The following is an 18946-nucleotide window of genomic DNA, read 5'->3' on the forward strand; positions in this document are numbered from 1 at the left end:
CCCGAAATTCCGCCGGTTATCCATAAATCAAAACACAACTCCCAGATGACTGTATTAAAGGGGGTGGTTTTTATTTCGCCAGCAAAAACAATTTCAAATTTCATGCATAAACGAGTGAATTACGGATGCATGCAACTTATTGATCTGGATCAATAATGCCTATCCGGAAAGCCCGCTTCAGTAAAAAAACGAACATCAGGGTTTTTGAAGGGTAAAGAATCATTCCGACTACCCGTTAAAGCCGGCACGAGCCCGTATCTGGTCGAACGATAAATTCCAAATTGCCAACCACACGCGCAGGGGCACAACGTGAAAATCGCCAGAATGAGCATCAAAACAAAACTCCTTGGCGGCTTCGGCCTGCTCGCCGCGGTCGTCGTGATTGTGTCGGGCGTGGCCCTCAAGGCGCTGTCCGATACGAACACCGAGTTTTCACGCTACATAAACGGCATCAACGCGCGGGCGAACCTGTCCGCGCAAATCCGCACCGCGGTCGACCGGCGCGCGATCGCCGCGCGCAACCTCGTGCTCGTCACCCGGCCGTCCGACATCGAAGCCGAACTGGCCGAGGTGAACCAGGCGCACAAGGACGTGCAGGACCGTCTCGCGAAGCTCAAGGAACGCATGGCGAACGCGGCCGACACCTCCGATCGCGCACGCGAACTGGTGGCCGACATCGTGCGCATCGAGGCCGGCTACGGGCCCGTTGCGCTGCGCATCGTCGGGCTCGCGCAGGCCGGCAAGAAGGACGACGCGATCGCCGACATCGACGACAATTGCCGCCCGTTGCTCGCGCAACTGGTGCGTGCGACCGACGCCTATGCGACCTATACGCACGAACGCGAGATCGAGATCGCGCAGGCATTCGCGGATCGCTACACGGTGGAGCGCAACCTGCTGGCCGGCATCTGCCTGATCGCCGTCGCGATCGCGGCCGGCGGCGGCCTGTGGCTGACGCGCAAGATCACGGCGCCGATCGGCTCGGCCGTGGACGTCGCGCGCACGGTGGCGAACGGCGATCTCGGCAGCCGCATCGAGGTACGCGGCAACGACGAAACGCGCGACCTGCTCGACGCGCTGCGGACGATGAACGAGCGGCTGATCGGCATCGTCGGCCGCGTGCGCGACTCGTCGAACAGCATCGCACATGCGGTGGGCGAAATCGCATCGGGCAACCTCGACCTGAGCCAGCGCACCGAGGAACAGGCTGCGTCGCTGCAGGAAACCGCGGCGACGATGGAGGAATTCACGTCGACGGTGCGCCTGAACGCGGAAAACGCGCAACAGGCGAGCACGCTCGCCGCGAATGCGTCGGACGTCGCGCAGCGCGGCAGCTCGGTGGTCGGCCGCGTGGTCGACACGATGACGGAGATCGGCGACAGCTCGTCGAAGATCGCCGACATCACGGGCATCATCGAAGGCATCGCGTTCCAGACCAACATCCTCGCGCTCAACGCGGCGGTCGAAGCCGCTCGCGCGGGCGAACAGGGCCGCGGCTTCGCGGTCGTCGCGAGCGAGGTGCGCAATCTCGCGCAGCGCTCGTCGACGGCGGCCAAGGAAATCAAGGAACTGATCTCCGCATCGGTGCAGACGATCCGCGACGGCTCGGCGCTCGCGGGCGAAGCCGGCAAGACGATGTTCGACGTCACGCAAGCCGTCGCGCGCGTGACTGACATCATGGGCGAGATCGCGGCCGCGTCGGCCGAGCAGAGCCGCGGCATCGACCAGGTGAACCTGACGATCACGCAAATGGACGAGACGACGCAACAGAACGCGGCGCTCGTCGAGCAGGCGGCGGCCGCATCCAAGTCGCTCGAGGCGCAGGGCCGCGAGTTGGCCGAAACGGTCGCCGCGTTCCGGATGCCGTCCGGCGTACATGGGGCGTCGGCGGGCACGCATGCGGGGGAAGCCGACCCGCGTCACTGGCAACCGGCTGCCGCGTAACGGCCTACGCGACGGAAACGAGGATGCGCATATCGTGCTGACGCATCCCCCTCGTCAGCACGATTCCCCGCGATTCGGCCGCTCGCCGCCCGCCCTTGCGCACACGGCGTTCGTCGCGTGCCGCAATTTTCGGTCCCGCTCTGACATCACCCGTTGCCGCACCGCCGTGATGGATATCGGCCCGCGTGCTCGGCCGCGCCATTCGTCGACACAGACTTTTAAAACGCACGAATGACGAGTATCCTAAAAAAGCACTTTTCGACCGGACGGCGAATCGCATGCCCTGACTCCCGTCCGATCGCCATGCGGCCCCGTCGTATCGCGCAGCGCGCGCCGATGGCGGCGTATGCCTCTCGCGCCCCGGCCGCACGACCCTTCCCCAACAATCGTCAGGAGAGCTGGTGAGCCGACTCGTCGTCGTATCCAATCGCATCGCAGATCCCCGTAAAGCCGCGGCCGGCGGGCTCGCCGTCGCCGTGAAGGACAGCCTGCAGGAAACCGGCGGCGTCTGGTTCGGCTGGAGCGGCAAGCTACGCGGCGGCGACGATCGCCCCACGCATGGCGACGACGTGCAGATCCAGAACGTCGGCGGCATTCAACTCGCGACGGTCGATCTCGACCCGCAGGACTACGACGCTTACTATCTCGGCTATTCGAACAACGTGCTGTGGCCGGTGTTTCACTACCGGCTCGATCTCGCGCAGTTCGACCGGCTTTTCGCCGACGGCTACCGGCGCGTGAACCAGTTGTTCGCGCGCAAGCTGCGCACGCTGCTGCGCCCCGACGACGTCATCTGGGTTCACGACTATCAGCTGATTCCGCTCGCGGCCGAGCTGCGCGCGATGGGCTGCACGAATCCGATCGGCTTCTTCCTGCACATCCCGATGCCGCCGCCGCCGATCATGGCCGCGATCCCGGAACACGAATGGCTGATGCGTTCGCTGTTCGCGTACGACCTCGTGGGCTTCCAGACCGAATCGGATCTGCTCCACTTCGAGCATTACGTCGAAGCCGAAGCCGGTGCCGCGCGGCTGCCGGACGGCCGGCTGCGCGCGTTCGGCCGCACGTTGTCGGCCGGCGCGTTCCCGATCGGCATCAACGTCGACGAATTCGAGGCGCTCGCGCGCGATCGCGACGGCCTCGACATGTTCGAACGCATGCGCGACGAATATTCGCGCCGCCAACTGCTGGTCGGGGTCGACCGGCTCGATTACACGAAAGGGCTGCCGCAGCGCGTGCATGCGTTCCGCGAGTTGCTCGAACAGTATCCGGAGAACCGCGACCGTGCGACGCTGATCCAGATCGCCGCGCCGAGCCGCGAGGATCTCGGCGCATACGACGATCTGCGGCGCGAGATGGACAGCCTGTGCGGCGCGATCAACGGCGACTACGGCGAGCTCGAATGGATGCCGATGCGCTACATTCACCGCACCGTCGCGCGCAAGCGCCTGCCGGGCCTCTACCGCGCGAGCCGCGTTGCCCTCGTCACGCCGCTGCGCGACGGGATGAATCTCGTCGCGAAAGAGTTTCTCGCCGCGCAGGACGCGGCCGACCCCGGGGTGCTCGTGCTGTCGCGTTTCGCGGGCGCCGCCGAGCAATTGAAGTCCGCGCTGCTCGTCAATCCGTACGACACGCAAGGCACCGCGCAGGCGATCCAGCGCGCGCTCACGATGCCGCTCGAAGAGCGCCGGCAGCGTCACGCCGCGCTGATGGCGATCATGCGCAAGACCGACGTGCACTGGTGGCGCACGCGTTTTCTCGAAGCGCTCACCGAAGCGGCCGAAGTCGCGGCCGCGACTGAATCCTGACGCGCGCTCACGCCCCCCATCGTCGTGCGTTCGAGCACGATGTCGTTCGACTGGTTCGTGCGCGCCGCGCATGGCGACGCCGTGGCGGGAAAACCGTAAAGAAGGCGTGCGGCGTCGGGATATCGGCGCGCGCAGGTCGCCGGCCCACGCGGCGGCTTCAGCGATCCGATTCGGGCGACCGGCCGCACGCGACGAAATCGCGCTCGACGGTGGACGCCGGCTCCGTTTCGATCGCGGCGCCGCGCGCACCGGCGTCGTCGCCCGACGAGGTCGCGGTGGCACCGCCCTCGATTCCAGTCTAGTTCGCCCGCGGGCGTCTCGCATCGCTCGCCGCGCAAGCATCGAATCGTCCGACGAACGGTTTTCATCCGCCCCCTTGCCGCGTTATAGTCGCGTGCATGACATTTTTGTGACAGCTGCCTCGCACCGCCGCGCGAGGCCGGCCGTCTCATCCCGTCCCGCGTCGCGGCAGCCCGCGCGGCGCCGGCGCGCATCGAACGACAACGCCACCCGCCCATTCGAGGAACCCACGACGTGAACGACACCCCCGATCGCCCCGACGACCTTCCCGCCGATCCCGACCGCCGCCGTGTGCTCGGCGGCCTCGCCGCGCTCGGCGCCGGTGTCGCGCTCACCGGCTGCGAAACCACCGCGGGCAACGCGCCGCGTTCGGCGGCCGACCTGCGCATCGACGAAGCGTTGCGCGCGCGCGTGCGCCACATCGTCGTGATCTATGCGGAAAACCGCAGCTTCGCGAACCTGTACGGCGATTTCCCGGGTGTGCGTCATCCACTGAGCGAAGTGCGGCCCGAACACGCGCAGCAGCTCGATCGCGACGGCAAGACGCCGCTGCCGGTACTGCCGAAGATCTGGGGCGGGCTCGTGCCGCAGGCGCAGGAAGTGAACGGCAAGCGCTACGCGATCGCCGAGCGCGACATCGACAAGCTGCCGAATGCGCCGTTCCGGATTTCGGACGCGCAAGGCAAGCCGCTGCCGAACGGCGTGATCACGCGCGACCTGTGGCATCGCTTCTACCAGAACCAGATGCAGATCGCGGGCGGCCGCAACAACCAGTTCGCCGCCTGGGCCGATTCGGGCGGCCTCGTGATGGGCCATTACCGCAATTCGGCCGACACGTTGCGACTGTGGAATCTCGCGCGGCAATACACGCTGTGCGACAACTTCTTCATGGCGGCCTTCGGCGGTTCGTGGATGAACCACATGTTCCTGATTTCCGCGCAGCCGCCGCTCTATCCGGACGCGCACAAGCATCCGCATGCGGCGAAACTGCTGTCGAAGGTCGAAGGCGACGATCCGGCCGGCACGCGCCTGAAGCTCGCCGACGATTCGCCCGCGTCCGCGCTCGACGGCCCACCGAAATTCGCGGTCGACGGCCCGCTCACGCCGGACGGCTACGGCGTGAACACGATGGCGCCGCCGTACCAGCCGAGCTACGTGCCGCCGCCCGATCCGGGCAACGCCGCGTATGCGGATCCGGCCGACCATCGCGTGATGCCGCCGCAGGGCTACGCGACGATCGGCGACCGCCTGTCGGAAAAGAACGTCGACTGGGCGTGGTACAGCGGCGCGTGGCAGTACGCGATCGAGCATCGAGACACGGGCACGGTGCCCGATTTCCAGTACCACCACCAGCCGTTCAACTACTTCGTGAACTACGCGCCGGGCACCGAAGCGCGCCGCAAGCACCTGCGCGATGCGGGGCTCGGCGACGAGCCGTCGACCAATCACTTCATCGCCGACATCGACGCGGGCCGCCTGCCGGCCGTCACGTTCTACAAGCCGCAGGGCAACCTGAACATGCATGCGGGCTATGCGGACATCGAATCGGGCGACCGTCACATCGCGACCGTGATCGACCATATCCGGCGCGGGCCGCAATGGGAAAACACCGTGATCGTGATGACGCACGACGAGAACGGCGGCTGGTGGGATCACGTCGCGCCGCCGGTCGGCGATCGCTGGGGCCCCGGCTCGCGGATCCCGGCGCTCGTGATCTCGCCGTTCGCGAAAAAGGGCTTCGTCGATCACACGCTGTACGACACGAACTCGATCCTGCGCTTCATCAGTCGCGTGCACGGGCTCGCGCCGCTGGACGGTGTGGTGCTGCGCAACAACGCGTTCGCCGCGCGCGGCGCGACGCCGCCGGGCGATTTGACGAACGCGCTCGATCTCGGCTGACATCCGCCGATCGCGGAAAAGGACAACGCCCCGGGCCATGCGATGAATGGCCCGGGGCGTCGTTCGTTTCAGGCCGGCGAGGCTACGCGGCGCGACGCATTGCAGCACCCGCTGCGCCCATAGCGGGCACGCGCGGCGTCCAAACGACACATCCCGCCGCCAGCAAGACATGCCGGCGGCGGGACATCACGGACGATGACGCGGCGTACCGTCAGCCGCCGAGACGCTGCTCGATCTTCTTCATCGTGTCGGTCATTTCGGCGGGCAAGCGCAGCTTCAACGTATCGAACAGCGCCGCATGCAGCTTCAGCTCCTCGCGCCATTCGCCGGCGTTCATCGACGTCACCGCATCGAACTGATCGCGCGTGAAATCGAGGCCGTCCCAGTGCAGGTCCTCATACGCAGGCGACACGCCGAACGCATGCTCGCCGCCACCGCCCGTGCCTTCGAGACGATCGAGCATCCACTTCAGCACGCGCATGTTCTCGCCGAAGCCCGGCCACACGAATTTGCCGTTCGCATCCTTGCGGAACCAGTTCACGCAATAGATCTTCGGCAGCGTCGCGCCGGCGGCTTCGAGTTGCTCGCCGATTTTGAGCCAGTGCGCGAAATAATCGCTGACGTTGTAGCCGCAGAACGGCAGCATCGCGAACGGATCGCGGCGCACGACGCCCTGCTGGCCGACGGCGGCCGCGGTCGTCTCGGAGCCCATCGTCGCGGCCATGTACACGCCTTCGACCCAGTCGCGCGCTTCGGTCACGAGCGGCACCGTGGTCGAGCGGCGGCCACCGAAGATGAACGCGTCGATCGGCACGCCGGCCGGGTTTTCCCAGTCGTCGTCGATCGACGGGCACTGCGCGGCCGGCGCGGTGAAGCGCGAATTCGGATGCGCGGCCTTGCGGCCGGTCTCCTTGCCAATCTCGGGCGTCCACGGATTGCCCTGCCAGTCCGTCAGCTTCGCAGGCGGCGTGTCGGTCAGCCCTTCCCACCACACGTCGCCGTCTTCCGTCAGCGCGACGTTCGTGAAGATCACGTTTTCCTTCAGCGTGGCGATCGCGTTCGGGTTGGTCTTCACGCCCGTGCCCGGCGCCACGCCGAAGAACCCGGCCTCCGGATTGATCGCATAGAGGCGGCCGTCGCGGCCGGGCTTCAGCCACGCGATGTCGTCGCCGATCGTCGTGACCTTCCAGCCGTCGAAGCCCTGCGGCGGGATCAGCATCGCGAAGTTGGTCTTGCCGCACGCGGACGGGAATGCGGCCGCGACGTGATACTTCTTGCCGGCCGGCGACGTCACGCCGAGGATCAGCATGTGTTCCGCGAGCCAGCCCTGATCGCGCCCCATCGTCGATGCAATGCGCAGTGCGAAGCACTTCTTGCCGAGCAGCGCGTTGCCGCCGTAGCCCGAGCCGAAGCTCCAGATCTCGCGCGTTTCCGGAAAATGCACGATGTACTTGACCGGGTTGCACGGCCACGGCACGTCCTGCTGGCCGGCTTCGAGCGGATGGCCGACGCTGTGCACGCACGGCACGAAATCGCCGTCCTCGCCGAGCACGTCGTACACGTCGCGCCCCATGCGCGTCATGATCCGCATGTTCACCGCGACGTATGGGCTGTCGGACAACTCGACGCCGACGTGCGCGATCGGCGAGCCGAGCGGGCCCATCGAGAACGGCACGACGTACAGCGTGCGACCGCGCATCGAGCCGCGGAACAGCCCGTTGAGCGTCTCGCGCATTTCCGCGGGCTCGATCCAGTTGTTGGTCGGGCCGACGTCGTCGCGCGACGCCGCGCAGATGAACGTGCGATCCTCGACGCGCGCGACGTCCGACGGATCGGATTGCGCGAGATACGAGTTCGGGCGCTTCGCCGGGTTCAGGCGCGTGAGCGTGCCCTGGTCGACCATCGCCTGGCACAGCGCGTCGTATTCCTCCTGCGACCCGTCACACCACACGATGCGCTCGGGCTCCGTGAGCGCCGCGATGCGCGATACCCAGTCGATCAGCTTGCGATGTTTGACGAAGGCCGGCGGAGCGATCAGCGGGCCATGTGTCGCTTCGGCCAAAGTGTTCTGCAACATGGGGACGTCTCCAGATTATTGGGCGGGGATGGGGATGCGGGGCGAGCCCGCGAGATGGGGAATGCGTGCGGAGCGCAGGAAGATGCGGCGCGCAGGACGGGACGCGCGAGCGGCGCGCGCGTCGATGCCGCGATGCGGGCGAGAGAAGATGAAGTCTCGTCAGAAAGTGCGAACACGAGTTTCGCCATGCAAGCAACCTGCCATACAACTCCATGCCGGCCAGCATACCATCGCCGTTATTGACGGGGCGTTGCGTTGCAACAAGAAACAACTGTGACGGCGTGCCGGCATGCGTGTTGCAGGCAGGTGCTTTTTACGGCCGCGGCACGCCCGCTTTGGGGACGAAACAAGCGTGACGACCGCCCCGCAAGGGTTTCGCACGAACGGCAATTTCAACTGCCGCTCGTGCGTACGAACAACGCGAACCCACGTCGTGCGAATTGGCGTTTTCGCTACTCAGGCAAACCCTGAATTAGGTTGCGTACACAAACATCCTGTTCGAATACCCGCTTCACGTCGCTGCTCAAAACGGTGCGCGCGGCAATCCGGGGTAATACGCGCACGCTGCCATCGCGCCGGCGGTGAGCGGTCCGTGCGCGCACGTCGATACGGTTGCGGTGAGCGAAAAATTCCCGCGCAACGCGGCCGAGATGTCGGACCCGCTGCGCGCGCCGCATCGATTCGACACGATCGACGTGCTGCCGACGAGCCAGTTTGTCGCAACAGCCGCGCGCGGATCACACGCTTCGCGCGTCGAACGAAAAAAGCCAACCCGTGACGAGTTGGCTTTCTACCGCGGAATGACGGGTTACGAGAACTGGTTCATCGTGTTGTCCTTGCCCGCCGCCTTCAGCGCCGCTTCGCCGCTGAAGTATTCCTTGTGATCGTCGCCGATGTCCGAACCCGACATGTTCTGGTGCTTCACGCACGCGATGCCCTGACGGATTTCCTTGCGCTGCACGCCGGCCACGTAACCGAGCATGCCTTGGTCGCCGAAGTATTCCTTCGCCAGGTTGTCGGTCGACAGCGCAGCCGTGTGGTACGTCGGCAGCGTGATCAGGTGGTGGAAGATGCCTGCTTCACGCGATGCATCTGCCTGGAACGTGCGGATCTTCTCGTCGGCGAGCTTGGCCAGTTCGGTTTCGTCGTATTCGACGCTCATCAACTGCGCACGGTCGTAAGCCGACACGTCCTTGCCTTCGGCTTTCATCGCATCGTAGGCCTGCTGGCGGAAGTTCAGCGTCCAGTTGAACGACGGGCTGTTGTTGTACACCAGCTTCGCGTTCGGGATCACCTTGCGGATCTCGCTGACCATGCCGCCGATCTGCGCGATATGCGGTTTTTCGGTTTCGATCCACAGCAGGTCGGCGCCGTTTTGCAGCGACGTGATGCAGTCGAGCACGCAACGCGCCTCGCCCGTGCCGGCGCGGAACTGGAACAGGTTGCTCGGCAGGCGCTTCGGACGCAGCAGCTTGCCGTCGCGCTTGATGACGACGTCACCGTTGCCCAACTGGTCGGCCGACAGTTCTTCGCAATCGAGGAACGCGTTGTATTGATCGCCCAGGTCGCCCGGCGTGTTGGTCACGGCGATCTGCTTGGTCAGGCCCGCGCCCAGCGAATCGGTACGCGCGACGATGATGCCGTCGTCCACGCCCAGCTCCAGGAACGCATAGCGGATCGCACGGATCTTCGCGAGGAAATCCTCGTGCGGCACCGTGACCTTGCCGTCCTGGTGGCCGCACTGCTTCTCGTCCGACACCTGGTTTTCGATCTGGATGCAGCACGCGCCCGCTTCGATGAACTGCTTGGCCAGCAGGTAGGTCGCCTCCGCGTTGCCGAAGCCGGCATCGATGTCCGCGATGATCGGCACGACGTGCGTGACGTGGTTGTCGATCTTTTGCTGGATCGCGGCCTTCGCGGCCGGGTCCTTCGCGGCATCGAGCTCGCGGAACAGGCCGCCCAGCTCACGGGCGTCGGCCTGGCGCAGGAACGTGTACAGCTCGCGGATCAGCGCGCTGACCGAGGTCTTCTCGTGCATCGACTGGTCCGGCAGCGGGCCGAATTCCGAGCGCAGCGCGGCGACCATCCAGCCGGACAGGTACAGGTAGCGGCGTTCGGTGCTGTTGAAGTGCTTCTTGATGGAGATCATCTTCTGCTGGCCGATGAAGCCGTGCCAGCAACCCAGCGACTGCGTGTACTTGGACGGATCGGCATCGTACGCGGCCATGTCGGCGCGCATGATCTTCGCGGTGTACTTCGCGATGTCCAGGCCGGTCTTGAACTTGTTCTGGGCACGCATGCGGGCCGCATACTCGGGGCTGATGGCATTCCACGCGCTACCGTGGTTTTCCTTCAAGCCAGCCACTGCCTTGATGTCGTCTTGATATTGGGACATGTCTATCTCCTGGGAACGAAGCGCATTTGAGTAAAGGGTTCAGCGTGCCCGCCGCGTGTGACGAAGCGAACTGCATGGACTCAATAGTAATCCTGTCCGGCGCGTTTTCGGCCAGGTCTTATATAAGACATAAGATATAAATTTCCGTTATTTTTCAATGAGATAGTTGGTCGTTTTTGCGATGCAAAACACGGTTTCAAGCGGCGGTAAAACGCGGCGGCGGGAATCCGGCCTGAATCCCGCCATATGAAACGGCCTTTCGGCTGCTGAAGAATCGGCGCGATTCGAGCACACTGACGCCACGACGTCCGGCGCTCTTTGTCAGGCCAATGACAAAACGTCTATAATTGGACGATTATTTGACCCGACTGCCTCGACGCATCGGCCCGCCTGCCCGGAGCGACATGAACGACTCTCCCGTTTTCGACACGCTGTGCGAACTGCTGACGACGTCCGGCGCGCGTTTTCGCGTGCTCGAGCATCCGGCGGAAGGCAAATCCGATGCGATCGCCGCGCTGCGCGGCACCCGCCCCGAACAGGGCGCGAAGGCGATGCTCTGCACGTTCAAGGGTGGCGGCGACCCCGCCGCGCTCGCGGTGATCCCCGGCCATCTGAAAATCGACTTCCGCAAGGTCGCCGATGCGGTCGGCCGGCGCAAGGCGACGCTCGCGTCGCCCGACGTCGCGGCCGCCGTCACGCGCTGCGTGATGGGCGCGGTGCCGCCGTTCGTGTTCGATACGAACGTGACGCTCGTCGTCGATCCCGCGCTGGTCGAGCGCAACGCCGAAATCGCGTTCAACGCGGGCCGCCTCGATCGCTCGGTCGTGCTCGACGCGGCCGACTACGTCCGGATCGCGCGCCCGCTGCTGGCCGACATCACGCGGCCGGAAACGACGGACCCACAAGCCCCCCAGGACCCCGCATGAGTACAAACCGCAAACCGCTGCTGTCGGAGCAGGCATCGCTGATCGAACAGGTGCAGCGCATCGCCGAAGGGCTCGGCGAGATGTTCGCGCCGTTCACCGAGGTTGTCGTGCACGACCTGCGCACGCCGGAGCACGCGATCCTCGCGATCCACAACAATCTGTCGGGGCGCGCGGTGGGCGATCCCGCGACCGAGCTCGGCCTCGCCCGCATCGCCGACGACGATTTTCCGCAGGTGCTCGCGAACTACCCGAACCGCTTCGCCGACGGCCGCACCGCGAAAAGCACGTCGATCGGCATCAAGGATTCGACCGGGCGCTATGTGGCCGCGCTGTGCATGAATGCCGACGTCACGCTGTTCCGCGGCTTCCAGGGCATGCTGAACCAGTTCTGCCGCACGGACGGCGAAGCCGTCGTCGAAACGCTCGACCCGGCCGGCGCGGACGCGATCCGGCAACGCATCGACACCTTCGCGACGCGCCTCGCGACGACGCCGCGCGAGCTGAAGACCGACCAGCGCCGCGAGCTGATGCAGACGCTGAAGGCCGATGGCTTCCTCGAGGTGCGCCGCGCGATGGAGATCGTGTCGCAGCATCTCGGCGTGTCGCGCGCCACCGTCTACAACGACGCGAAGTGACCCGGCGCGCCCCGCATTCCCGTCGACCGACTTTTTCCATCCTCGAGCAACCATGAACGCTTCCGCTCTCCCCACGTACGACGACATCGCCGCCGCCGCGGCCCGGCTCGAAGGCCACGCGCACCGCACGCCGGTGATGACGTCGCGGACGATCGACGACGCGCTCGGCGCGCAGGTGTTCTTCAAGTGCGAGAACCTGCAGCGCATGGGCGCCTTCAAGTTCCGCGGCGCGTTCAACGCGCTGTCGCGCTTCAACGCGCAACAGCGACGCCACGGCGTCGTCGCGTTCTCGTCGGGCAACCATGCGCAGGCAATCGCGCTGTCGGCGCGCATCCTCGGCATTCCCGCGACGATCGTGATGCCGCAGGACGCGCCGGCCGCGAAGATGGCCGCGACGCGCGGCTACGGCGGCAACGTCGTGACCTACGACCGCTACACCGAGGATCGCGAGCAGATTGGGCGCGATCTCGCGGAGAAGCACGGGCTCACGCTGGTGCCGCCCTACGACCACCCGGACGTGATCGCCGGCCAGGGCACCGCGGCCAAGGAACTGTTCGACGAAGTCGGCCCGCTCGACGCGGTGTTCACGCCGCTCGGCGGCGGCGGGCTGCTGTCGGGCACCGCGCTCGCCACGCGTGCGCTCTCGCCGCATGCGAAGCTGTACGGCGTCGAGCCCGAAGCCGGCAACGATGCGCAGCAATCGTTCCGGTCCGGCACGATCGTGCATATCGACACGCCGCGCACGATCGCCGACGGCGCGCAGACACAGCACCTCGGCCACCTGACGTTCCCGATCCTGCGCCGCGACGTCGACGACATCCTCACCGCGACGGACGCGGAACTCGTCGACTGCATGCGCTTCTTCGCCACGCGCATGAAGATCGTCGTCGAGCCGACCGGCTGCCTGTCGTTCGCCGCCGTGCGCCGGATGAAGGATGCGCTGCAGGGCAAGCGCGTTGGCGTGGTGATCAGCGGCGGCAACGTCGATCTCGAGAACTTCTGCGCGCTGGTGTCGGCGCCGGCCTGAGCGGCGCGGCGCGCATCGATAACGGCACGCGCCCGCCGCTGGCCCTCAGAGCGACGAAACGACGGCGGCTAGTTCCGGCGCGGCGGCATGCGTGTGAATCCGGCCGTTTCCTCAGATATGAAACGCTGCCCGCCCACCTCGAACGAAAGGATTTGGAAAGCCGCCGCCGGGCAATGACGTTTTTTCGCATCCGCGCGCGGCCGGACGATTGACGTGCCCGAGCGCACGCCATTACCCTTGCGCGCTGATGGTTCCCGGAGACGGGATCAAAAGGGAACGCAGCAGGGGCAACGCCCCGAATCTGCGGCTGCCCCCGCAACTGTGAGCGGCGAATCCGTGCCACCGCATGCCACTGGGAAACCGGGAAGGCCTGCACGGATGACGACCCGCGAGCCAGGAGACCTGCCATCGACCCGAGGTCCACGCAGCCGCACCGGGCGGGGTGTCCCGATGCGCCTGGCACCGCCCCCGGCGGTCGCCCGTTGCATGGACGACCCGACCTCAGGATCCGTCAGATGTCCATCGTTCCCGAATCCGCTTCCCCACCGGAAGCGTCGCACCGACGCGCCGTCGGCACCCCCAACCTGCCCGCTCTCCGCCCGCGATCGCCGTACACGTCACACACTTTGTTCCGCCGCCTCATGAACGTTCGTCACCTGCTCGCCACGTCCGCCGCCACCGCGCTGCTTTCCCCGCTCGCCCATGCCGCCGGCGACACGACGCTCGCGCAGCCCGCCGGGCCTGCGGAAGGCGCCGACCTGCCGACGATCAGCGTGACCGACACGCGGCACCTGCCCGAATCGTTCGACCGCCGTTACGCGTCGACGCAGGTGCTCACGCGCGAGGATCTCGACCGGCTGTCACCCGCCGACCCGAGCATCACGCAGGCGCTCGCGACGCTGCCGGGCGTGACCGTCACGCAGAACGGCGGGCCGGGCTCGTCCGCGTCGGTCAGCATCCGCGGTTCGTCGGCGAGCCAGGTCGCCGTGTTCATCGACGGCATCCGGATCGGCTCGCCGACCACCGGCATCGCGCCGTGGGCGGACCTGCCGACCGAAGCGTTCGAGCGCGTCGAGGTGATCTCCGGCCCGGCCGCCGCGTCATTCGGCAACAACGCGATGGGCGGCGTCGTGCAACTCTTCACGCGCCGCGCCGCCAACCAGCCGAACCGGACCACCGTGTCGTTCGGCGGCGGCTCGAACAAGACGTTCGACACGCAGTTCCGCACGTCGGGCACGGTGCCGTCGACCGGGCCGCTGGCCGCGCTCGGCGGGCTCACCTATTCGCTTGGGCTGCACGACTACAACACGGCCGGCATCGATGCGACGCGGCCGTTCTTCTACGGCCACGAAGACGGCCGCAATCCGTATCACGCGCAGGATCTCGACGCGCGGCTCGGCTACGCGCGCGACAACTGGTCGATCTCGACGTTCGCGCTGTACCACCGCTCCGATCTGTCCTACGACAACAGCGGCTACGCCAATCGCGAACTCGATCACCAGCTGACGACCGGCGTCGCGTTCCATCTCGACATCACGCCCGATACGCAGTTCGACCAGTCGTTCGGCTATGCGAACGACCGCCAGTTCATCTACGCCGACAACCCCGCCCTCGCGACCGACCAGATCAATTCGCAGCGGATCAGCACGTCGACATCGCTGACCCATCGGGAGCACGGGTTTCACCTGTTCGGCCTGCCGCTGTCGGGCGAATCGAAGCTCGCGTACGACTTCACGCGCGAGCAGGCATTCCTGCCGGTCGACATTCCCGGCGGCGTGCCGACGCGCAACGATTCCGCGTTCTCGCTGCATCAGTCGGCGACGCTCGACCGCGTGACGATGTTCGTCGCCGGCCGACACGAGATCATCGCCGGGCAAGCGGTGAACACCGGCAATGCCGCGCTGTCGTGGGCGATCACGCCGGTCTATACGGCGCGCATGTCGTACGGCAATGCGTTCCGCCTGCCGACCTTCAACGACCTGTACTACCCGGGCTACGGCAATCCGAACCTCAGCCCGGAACGCAGCACGTCGGTCGAGGCCGCGCTCGATGCGAACACGGCGTACGGCACGTTCACCGCGGCGATCTACGACACGCGCGTCAACAACCTGATCGCGTACAACCCGGCGACGTTCTCGCCGATGAACATCGGCCGTTCGCACATTCGCGGCATCGACCTGTCGTACAAGGGAACGATCGGCCGCTCGACGCCGGTCAGCGTCGCGGTCGGCATCCTGAATCCGCAGGACGAAACGAACCAGACGTGGCTCAGCCGCCGGCCGCGCCAGACGGTCAGCCTGAACGTCGATCACACGTGGGACGAACTGAAGCTGCATGCGCTGAGCACGGGCGCGTCGCTGCTGTACGGCGGCTCGACGTTCGACGATCCGGCCAACCGGCAGTATCTGGCGTCGTACCTGACGGTGAGCCTGCGCGCGTCGTACCGGATCAATTCGCACCTGACGGTGTCGGCGTCGCTGTCGAACCTGTTCGATCGCCAGTACATGACCGCGTACGGCTACAACACGCTCGGGCGCACCGCGTTCGGCAAGGTCAGTTATACGTTCTGACGGCGCCACGCATCGGCGCAACGCACCACCCGGCACGCGCGCGAAATTGACATCTCGATGAAAGCTAATAGAATTAGGTTTTTAACTAATCTTCATAGCATTCGTCATGGCGCGTGCCGGCATTACCGTGGACAAACTCGTCGAAGCCGGCGCGCAGCTCGCCGATGAAACCGGCTTCGAGCAACTCACCGGTGCCGCGCTCGCGCGGCATTTCGACGTGAAGCTGGCGAGCCTGTATTCCCATATCCCGAGCTTCGACGATCTCAAGAGCCGCATCGCGCTGTTCGCGCTGCAGGAGCTGGCCGAGCGCGCCACCGACGCGCTGGCCGGCCGCACCGGCAAGGACGCGCTGGCGGCGCTCGCGAACGTCTATCGCGACTACGCACGGGCGCATCCGGGCCGCTTCGCCGCCGCCCGTCATCCGGTGAGCGCCGAGCGCGCCGCCGCGAGCGTGGGCGGGCAGCTCGTCAGGATGACGTCGGCGGTACTGCGCGGCTACGCGCTGCCGGATGCCGAGCACGCGCATGCGATCCGCCTGCTCGGCGGCTTCTTCATGGGCTACGTGACGCTCGAAAGCGCCGGCGGCTTCTCGCACAGCGCGCCGGATGCCGATGCGTCGTGGTCGCGCAGCCTCGATGCGCTCGACGCGATGCTGCGCCACTGGCCTTCGCCCGCATGACGCCCCGAACGGAGCCCAAGCGATGAAAGACAAACCCGACGGCGTCGTGCTGCCGAGCCGTGTCGTGCCCTTCCCGACCTCGATCAGCGACGAAGCGCGCGCTGCGCTGCAACGCCTGACCGGCGACGACGGCGTGCCGCTGAACGCGTTGCACGTGATGCCGGCCCCGGACGACATCGACGCGTGGATGCGCGTGAAAGCCGGCGCCGACGCGCATTACGCGGCCGCGGTCGCGCAGCTTGCCGTCGCCTTGCGTTCGCGCGTCGAGACGATCCGCGTCGGCGCTGCCAACGTGCATGTCGCGACGCCGGAAGCCGCGGCTTCCGGCGCATGCGCAATCATCGACCTGCACGGCGGCGGGCTGATCGTGGGCGGCGGCGCCGCGTGCCGTACCGGCACGCAAATACAGGCCGACCGGCTCGGCATCCGCTGCTACGGCGTCGACTACCGGATGCCGCCCGAACATCCGTACCCGGCCGCGCTCGACGACTGCATCGCGGCCTATGCCTACGTGCTGGCACATCACGCACCGGAAAACGTCGTCATCGGCGGCCGTTCGGCCGGCGGCAATCTCGCCGCGGCGATGGTGCTGCGCGCCCGCGACGAGGGCCTGCCGTTGCCGGCCGCGCTCGTGCTGCTGTCGCCGGAAGCCGACTTGACCGAATCCGGCGACAGCTTCGAGACCAACCGCCTTGTCGATGTTGTGTTGCCGGCGCCGCTGATGGCCAACAATCTGCTCTACGCGAACGGCGCCGATCTCGCGCATCCGTACCTGTCGCCGCTGTTCGGCGATTTCGCCGCCGGCTTCCCGCCGACCTTCATCCAGAGCGGCACGCGCGACCTGTTCCTGTCGAACGCCGTGCGCCTGCATCGCGCGTTGCGGCGCGCGCAGGTGCCGACCGAGCTGCACGTATTCGAAGGGATGCCGCATGGCGGGTTCATGGGCGCGCCGGAGGATATCGAGCTGAGCCACGAAATCGCGCGCTTCGTGCACGCGCACCTGCGTTTTCACGTATCGAACTGAGCCGGCGATGAACGGAAAAGCACACAAGAACGACATCGGCATCGGCTCGGATCGCTGGATCGCATGCGGCGATCTGGCCGGCGGCCACGCGCATGCGATCGACGTCGATCCGCATCTGGCGACCGTCATGCCGTTGATCGACGCGCTGGAAACCGACTGCGTCGCAGGATGCTGCGGCATCGACGCGTTCGGTCTCTGGCCTGAGGAAATCGCTGTTGCACTGCACGCGTGGGCCCCCGATGCGCTGACACGGCTCGTCGACGATCTGCGGTCGGTTCAGCTTGCGATCGAAGCACTGCCGTCCGATATCGTCGTCAGCATGCGAATCAACCAGTACCTCCGGAAAACGGTGATGCTCGAGTTGCTCGCCCATATCCGGACGACGGTCGACGCGATCCGCTCGACCCGCGCTGCCCCGCGCGCCTAGATCAAGCCACGTACGCCGGCGACGAGCTGGATCGCGCCGAATACCGCGACGACGGCCGCCGACACGCGCGACAGCGCGTGCATGAACGTGAACGACAGCCTTGCGCGCAGTGCGGCGGTTGCGCTGCTCAGGCACAGCCACCACGTGGCCGAGCCGACGAACACGCCGGCCACCATCCACGCGACGGTCGCCCACATCGGGCCTTCCCGCGCGCCCGGCAGCGGGCCGAGCGCCGCGAAGATCCCGACGAACGACACGATCGTCATCGGGTTCGACAGCGTGAGGCCGAACGTCGTCAGGAAATCGCGCAGGACGGGCGTACGCAGCAACTCGCGCTGCCCGGCCGGCGCGGCCGGCGCCTGGCGCGCGATGGTCCACGCGAGCCACACGAGAAACGCGCCGCCGCCGATCTTCAGGCCGACCGTCAGCATCGGGAACGCGGTGACGATGCCCGCGACGCCCAGCGCGCCGAGCAGGCCGTAAATCGCATCGGCGCACGCGGCGCCGATGCCCGTCGCGAATCCCGCCTGGAAACCGCGGCTCAGGCTGCGCTGGATGCACAGCATGCCGATCGGGCCGACCGGCACCGCGATCGACAGCCCCATCACGACGGATTTGATGAACAACATCGCCTGCTCCTTTCCACATCCCATGGCTCGAACAGGCATGGTAGGGAAAGTCCGCTTCCCGCTGAATGCGGTTTTTAAGGAAAAATGGCGGCTCTACCTTAAAAACGCCCGCCTCGATGGACGATCTGGACTGGAAGATACTCGCGCTGTTGCAGGACAACGGACGCCTCAGCTATACGGAGCTCGCGCGCCAGGTTCACCTGTCGGTGCCGGCGGTGACGGAGCGCGTGAAGCGCCTTGAAGCAGCCGGCGTGGTCGAAGGCTACACCGCGCGGATCAATCCGTCCGCGGCCGGCTACCCGGTGAGCGCGCTGATCGGCATCACGGTGCAGCAACCGGCGAAGGCGAAGTTCCTCAAGCTGCTGGAGACGATTCCCGAAGTCGTCGAATGCCATCATGTGACGGGCGCGGATTCGTATGTGATGCGGTTCGTCGCCGTCAGCATGACCCATCTCGAACAGCTGATCGAACGCGTCAACCTGTACGGCGAAACGCGCACGTCGATCGTGATGTCGACGCCGCTGCCGGCGCGCGGGCTCGCGCGGCCGCCGTCGAAGCCGGGCGACACGCGCAGGTAGCGGGCCGAGGTTTCAGGATTCATCGCCG

Annotated in this window: 15 protein-coding genes and 1 riboswitch; of the genes, 12 read left to right on the forward strand and 3 right to left on the reverse strand. The window is 66.3% G+C overall.

Features of this window, described 5'->3' with window-relative positions; all coding sequences use genetic code 11:
• The first annotated feature begins 324 nt into the window (after nt 1-324).
• The 3 genes from CFB89_RS22970 to CFB89_RS22980 all read left to right on the forward strand — a co-directional run bounded on the left by CFB89_RS22970 (nt 325) and on the right by CFB89_RS22980 (nt 5951).
• On the forward strand, nt 325-1944 hold the full coding sequence (locus tag CFB89_RS22970) for a methyl-accepting chemotaxis protein (protein WP_089469872.1): 1620 nt from the start codon (nt 325-327) through the stop codon (nt 1942-1944).
• Between the two features lie 401 nt (nt 1945-2345).
• Nucleotides 2346-3752, forward strand: coding sequence for an alpha,alpha-trehalose-phosphate synthase (UDP-forming) (gene otsA / locus CFB89_RS22975; protein ID WP_089469873.1), 1407 nt, complete (start codon nt 2346-2348; stop codon nt 3750-3752).
• A 534-nt stretch (nt 3753-4286) separates the two neighbouring features.
• Nucleotides 4287-5951, forward strand: coding sequence for an acid phosphatase (locus CFB89_RS22980; RefSeq protein ID WP_089469874.1), 1665 nt, complete (start codon nt 4287-4289; stop codon nt 5949-5951).
• Nucleotides 5952-6162: 211 nt separating this feature from the next.
• Here CFB89_RS22980 and CFB89_RS22985 read toward each other — a convergent pair whose 3' ends face one another.
• Nucleotides 6163-8028, reverse strand: a complete 1866-nt coding sequence (locus tag CFB89_RS22985) for a phosphoenolpyruvate carboxykinase (GTP) (protein WP_089469875.1) — start codon at nt 8026-8028, stop codon at nt 6163-6165.
• 617 nt (nt 8029-8645) lie between these two features.
• Between CFB89_RS22985 and CFB89_RS34445 the strand changes: the two genes are divergently transcribed.
• Nucleotides 8646-8912, forward strand: a complete 267-nt coding sequence (locus CFB89_RS34445) for a hypothetical protein (RefSeq protein ID WP_144030151.1) — start codon at nt 8646-8648, stop codon at nt 8910-8912.
• Here the strand turns inward: CFB89_RS34445 and CFB89_RS22995 are convergent.
• A complete protein-coding gene (locus tag CFB89_RS22995) occupies nt 8837-10423 on the reverse strand; it encodes an isocitrate lyase (RefSeq protein WP_069617879.1) in 1587 nt (528 codons plus the stop codon). The two genes, CFB89_RS34445 and CFB89_RS22995, sit on opposite strands and share 76 nt — an antisense overlap.
• Nucleotides 10424-10827: 404 nt before the next feature.
• Here CFB89_RS22995 and CFB89_RS23000 point away from each other — a divergent pair, with 404 nt between their 5' ends.
• The 7 genes from CFB89_RS23000 (at nt 10828) to CFB89_RS23030 (ending at nt 17711) form a co-directional block, all read left to right on the forward strand.
• Complete coding sequence (locus tag CFB89_RS23000; protein WP_089469876.1) at nt 10828-11349, forward strand: YbaK/prolyl-tRNA synthetase associated domain-containing protein; 522 nt, start codon at nt 10828-10830, stop codon at nt 11347-11349.
• Nucleotides 11346-11984 carry a transcriptional regulator gene (locus CFB89_RS23005; RefSeq protein ID WP_089469877.1) on the forward strand — a complete coding sequence of 213 codons (639 nt, stop codon included), beginning with the start codon at nt 11346-11348 and terminating at the stop codon, nt 11982-11984. The genes CFB89_RS23000 and CFB89_RS23005 overlap by 4 nt, the downstream gene beginning before the upstream one ends.
• A 52-nt stretch (nt 11985-12036) precedes the next feature.
• On the forward strand, nt 12037-13011 hold the full coding sequence (locus tag CFB89_RS23010; RefSeq protein ID WP_089469878.1) for a threo-3-hydroxy-L-aspartate ammonia-lyase: 975 nt from the start codon (nt 12037-12039) through the stop codon (nt 13009-13011).
• 231 nt (nt 13012-13242) lie between these two features.
• A riboswitch (cobalamin riboswitch) is annotated at nt 13243-13436 on the forward strand.
• 216 nt (nt 13437-13652) lie between these two features.
• A complete protein-coding gene (locus tag CFB89_RS23015) occupies nt 13653-15581 on the forward strand; it encodes a TonB-dependent receptor domain-containing protein (RefSeq protein ID WP_089469879.1) in 1929 nt (642 codons plus the stop codon).
• A 127-nt stretch (nt 15582-15708) separates the two neighbouring features.
• Nucleotides 15709-16260: a TetR/AcrR family transcriptional regulator gene (locus tag CFB89_RS23020; protein ID WP_256979745.1), complete on the forward strand. Its 552-nt coding sequence runs from the start codon at nt 15709-15711 to the stop codon at nt 16258-16260.
• Between the two features lie 22 nt (nt 16261-16282).
• Nucleotides 16283-17284: an alpha/beta hydrolase gene (locus tag CFB89_RS23025; RefSeq protein ID WP_089469881.1), complete on the forward strand. Its 1002-nt coding sequence runs from the start codon at nt 16283-16285 to the stop codon at nt 17282-17284.
• A 7-nt stretch (nt 17285-17291) separates the two neighbouring features.
• Nucleotides 17292-17711: a DUF6331 family protein gene (locus CFB89_RS23030; protein ID WP_089469882.1), complete on the forward strand. Its 420-nt coding sequence runs from the start codon at nt 17292-17294 to the stop codon at nt 17709-17711.
• Here CFB89_RS23030 and CFB89_RS23035 read toward each other — a convergent pair.
• Nucleotides 17708-18340, reverse strand: a complete 633-nt coding sequence (locus CFB89_RS23035; protein ID WP_089469883.1) for a LysE family translocator — start codon at nt 18338-18340, stop codon at nt 17708-17710. The two genes, CFB89_RS23030 and CFB89_RS23035, sit on opposite strands and share 4 nt — an antisense overlap.
• A 116-nt stretch (nt 18341-18456) precedes the next feature.
• Here CFB89_RS23035 and CFB89_RS23040 point away from each other — a divergent pair, with 116 nt between their 5' ends.
• Entirely contained in the window at nt 18457-18918 is a 462-nt protein-coding gene (locus CFB89_RS23040; RefSeq protein ID WP_089469884.1) for an Lrp/AsnC family transcriptional regulator, read from the forward strand.
• The last annotated feature ends 28 nt before the right edge of the window (nt 18919-18946 follow it).

Source organism: Burkholderia sp. AU16741 (assembly GCF_002223345.1).
In the GTDB taxonomy this organism is placed as follows: Bacteria; Pseudomonadota; Gammaproteobacteria; order Burkholderiales; family Burkholderiaceae; genus Burkholderia; species Burkholderia sola.

Coding starts and splice junctions, on each gene's coding strand:
- CFB89_RS22970 (WP_089469872.1), top strand. CDS start 325: ATGAGCATCAAAACAAAACTCCTTGGCGGCTTCGGCCTGCTCGCCGCG.
- CFB89_RS22985 (WP_089469875.1), bottom strand. CDS start 8,028: ATGTTGCAGAACACTTTGGCCGAAGCGACACATGGCCCGCTGATCGCT.
- CFB89_RS22995 (WP_069617879.1), bottom strand. CDS start 10,423: ATGTCCCAATATCAAGACGACATCAAGGCAGTGGCTGGCTTGAAGGAA.
- CFB89_RS23000 (WP_089469876.1), top strand. CDS start 10,828: ATGAACGACTCTCCCGTTTTCGACACGCTGTGCGAACTGCTGACGACG.
- CFB89_RS23005 (WP_089469877.1), top strand. CDS start 11,346: ATGAGTACAAACCGCAAACCGCTGCTGTCGGAGCAGGCATCGCTGATC.
- CFB89_RS23010 (WP_089469878.1), top strand. CDS start 12,037: ATGAACGCTTCCGCTCTCCCCACGTACGACGACATCGCCGCCGCCGCG.
- CFB89_RS23015 (WP_089469879.1), top strand. CDS start 13,653: ATGAACGTTCGTCACCTGCTCGCCACGTCCGCCGCCACCGCGCTGCTT.
- CFB89_RS23025 (WP_089469881.1), top strand. CDS start 16,283: ATGAAAGACAAACCCGACGGCGTCGTGCTGCCGAGCCGTGTCGTGCCC.
- CFB89_RS23030 (WP_089469882.1), top strand. CDS start 17,292: ATGAACGGAAAAGCACACAAGAACGACATCGGCATCGGCTCGGATCGC.
- CFB89_RS23035 (WP_089469883.1), bottom strand. CDS start 18,340: ATGTTGTTCATCAAATCCGTCGTGATGGGGCTGTCGATCGCGGTGCCG.
- CFB89_RS23040 (WP_089469884.1), top strand. CDS start 18,457: ATGGACGATCTGGACTGGAAGATACTCGCGCTGTTGCAGGACAACGGA.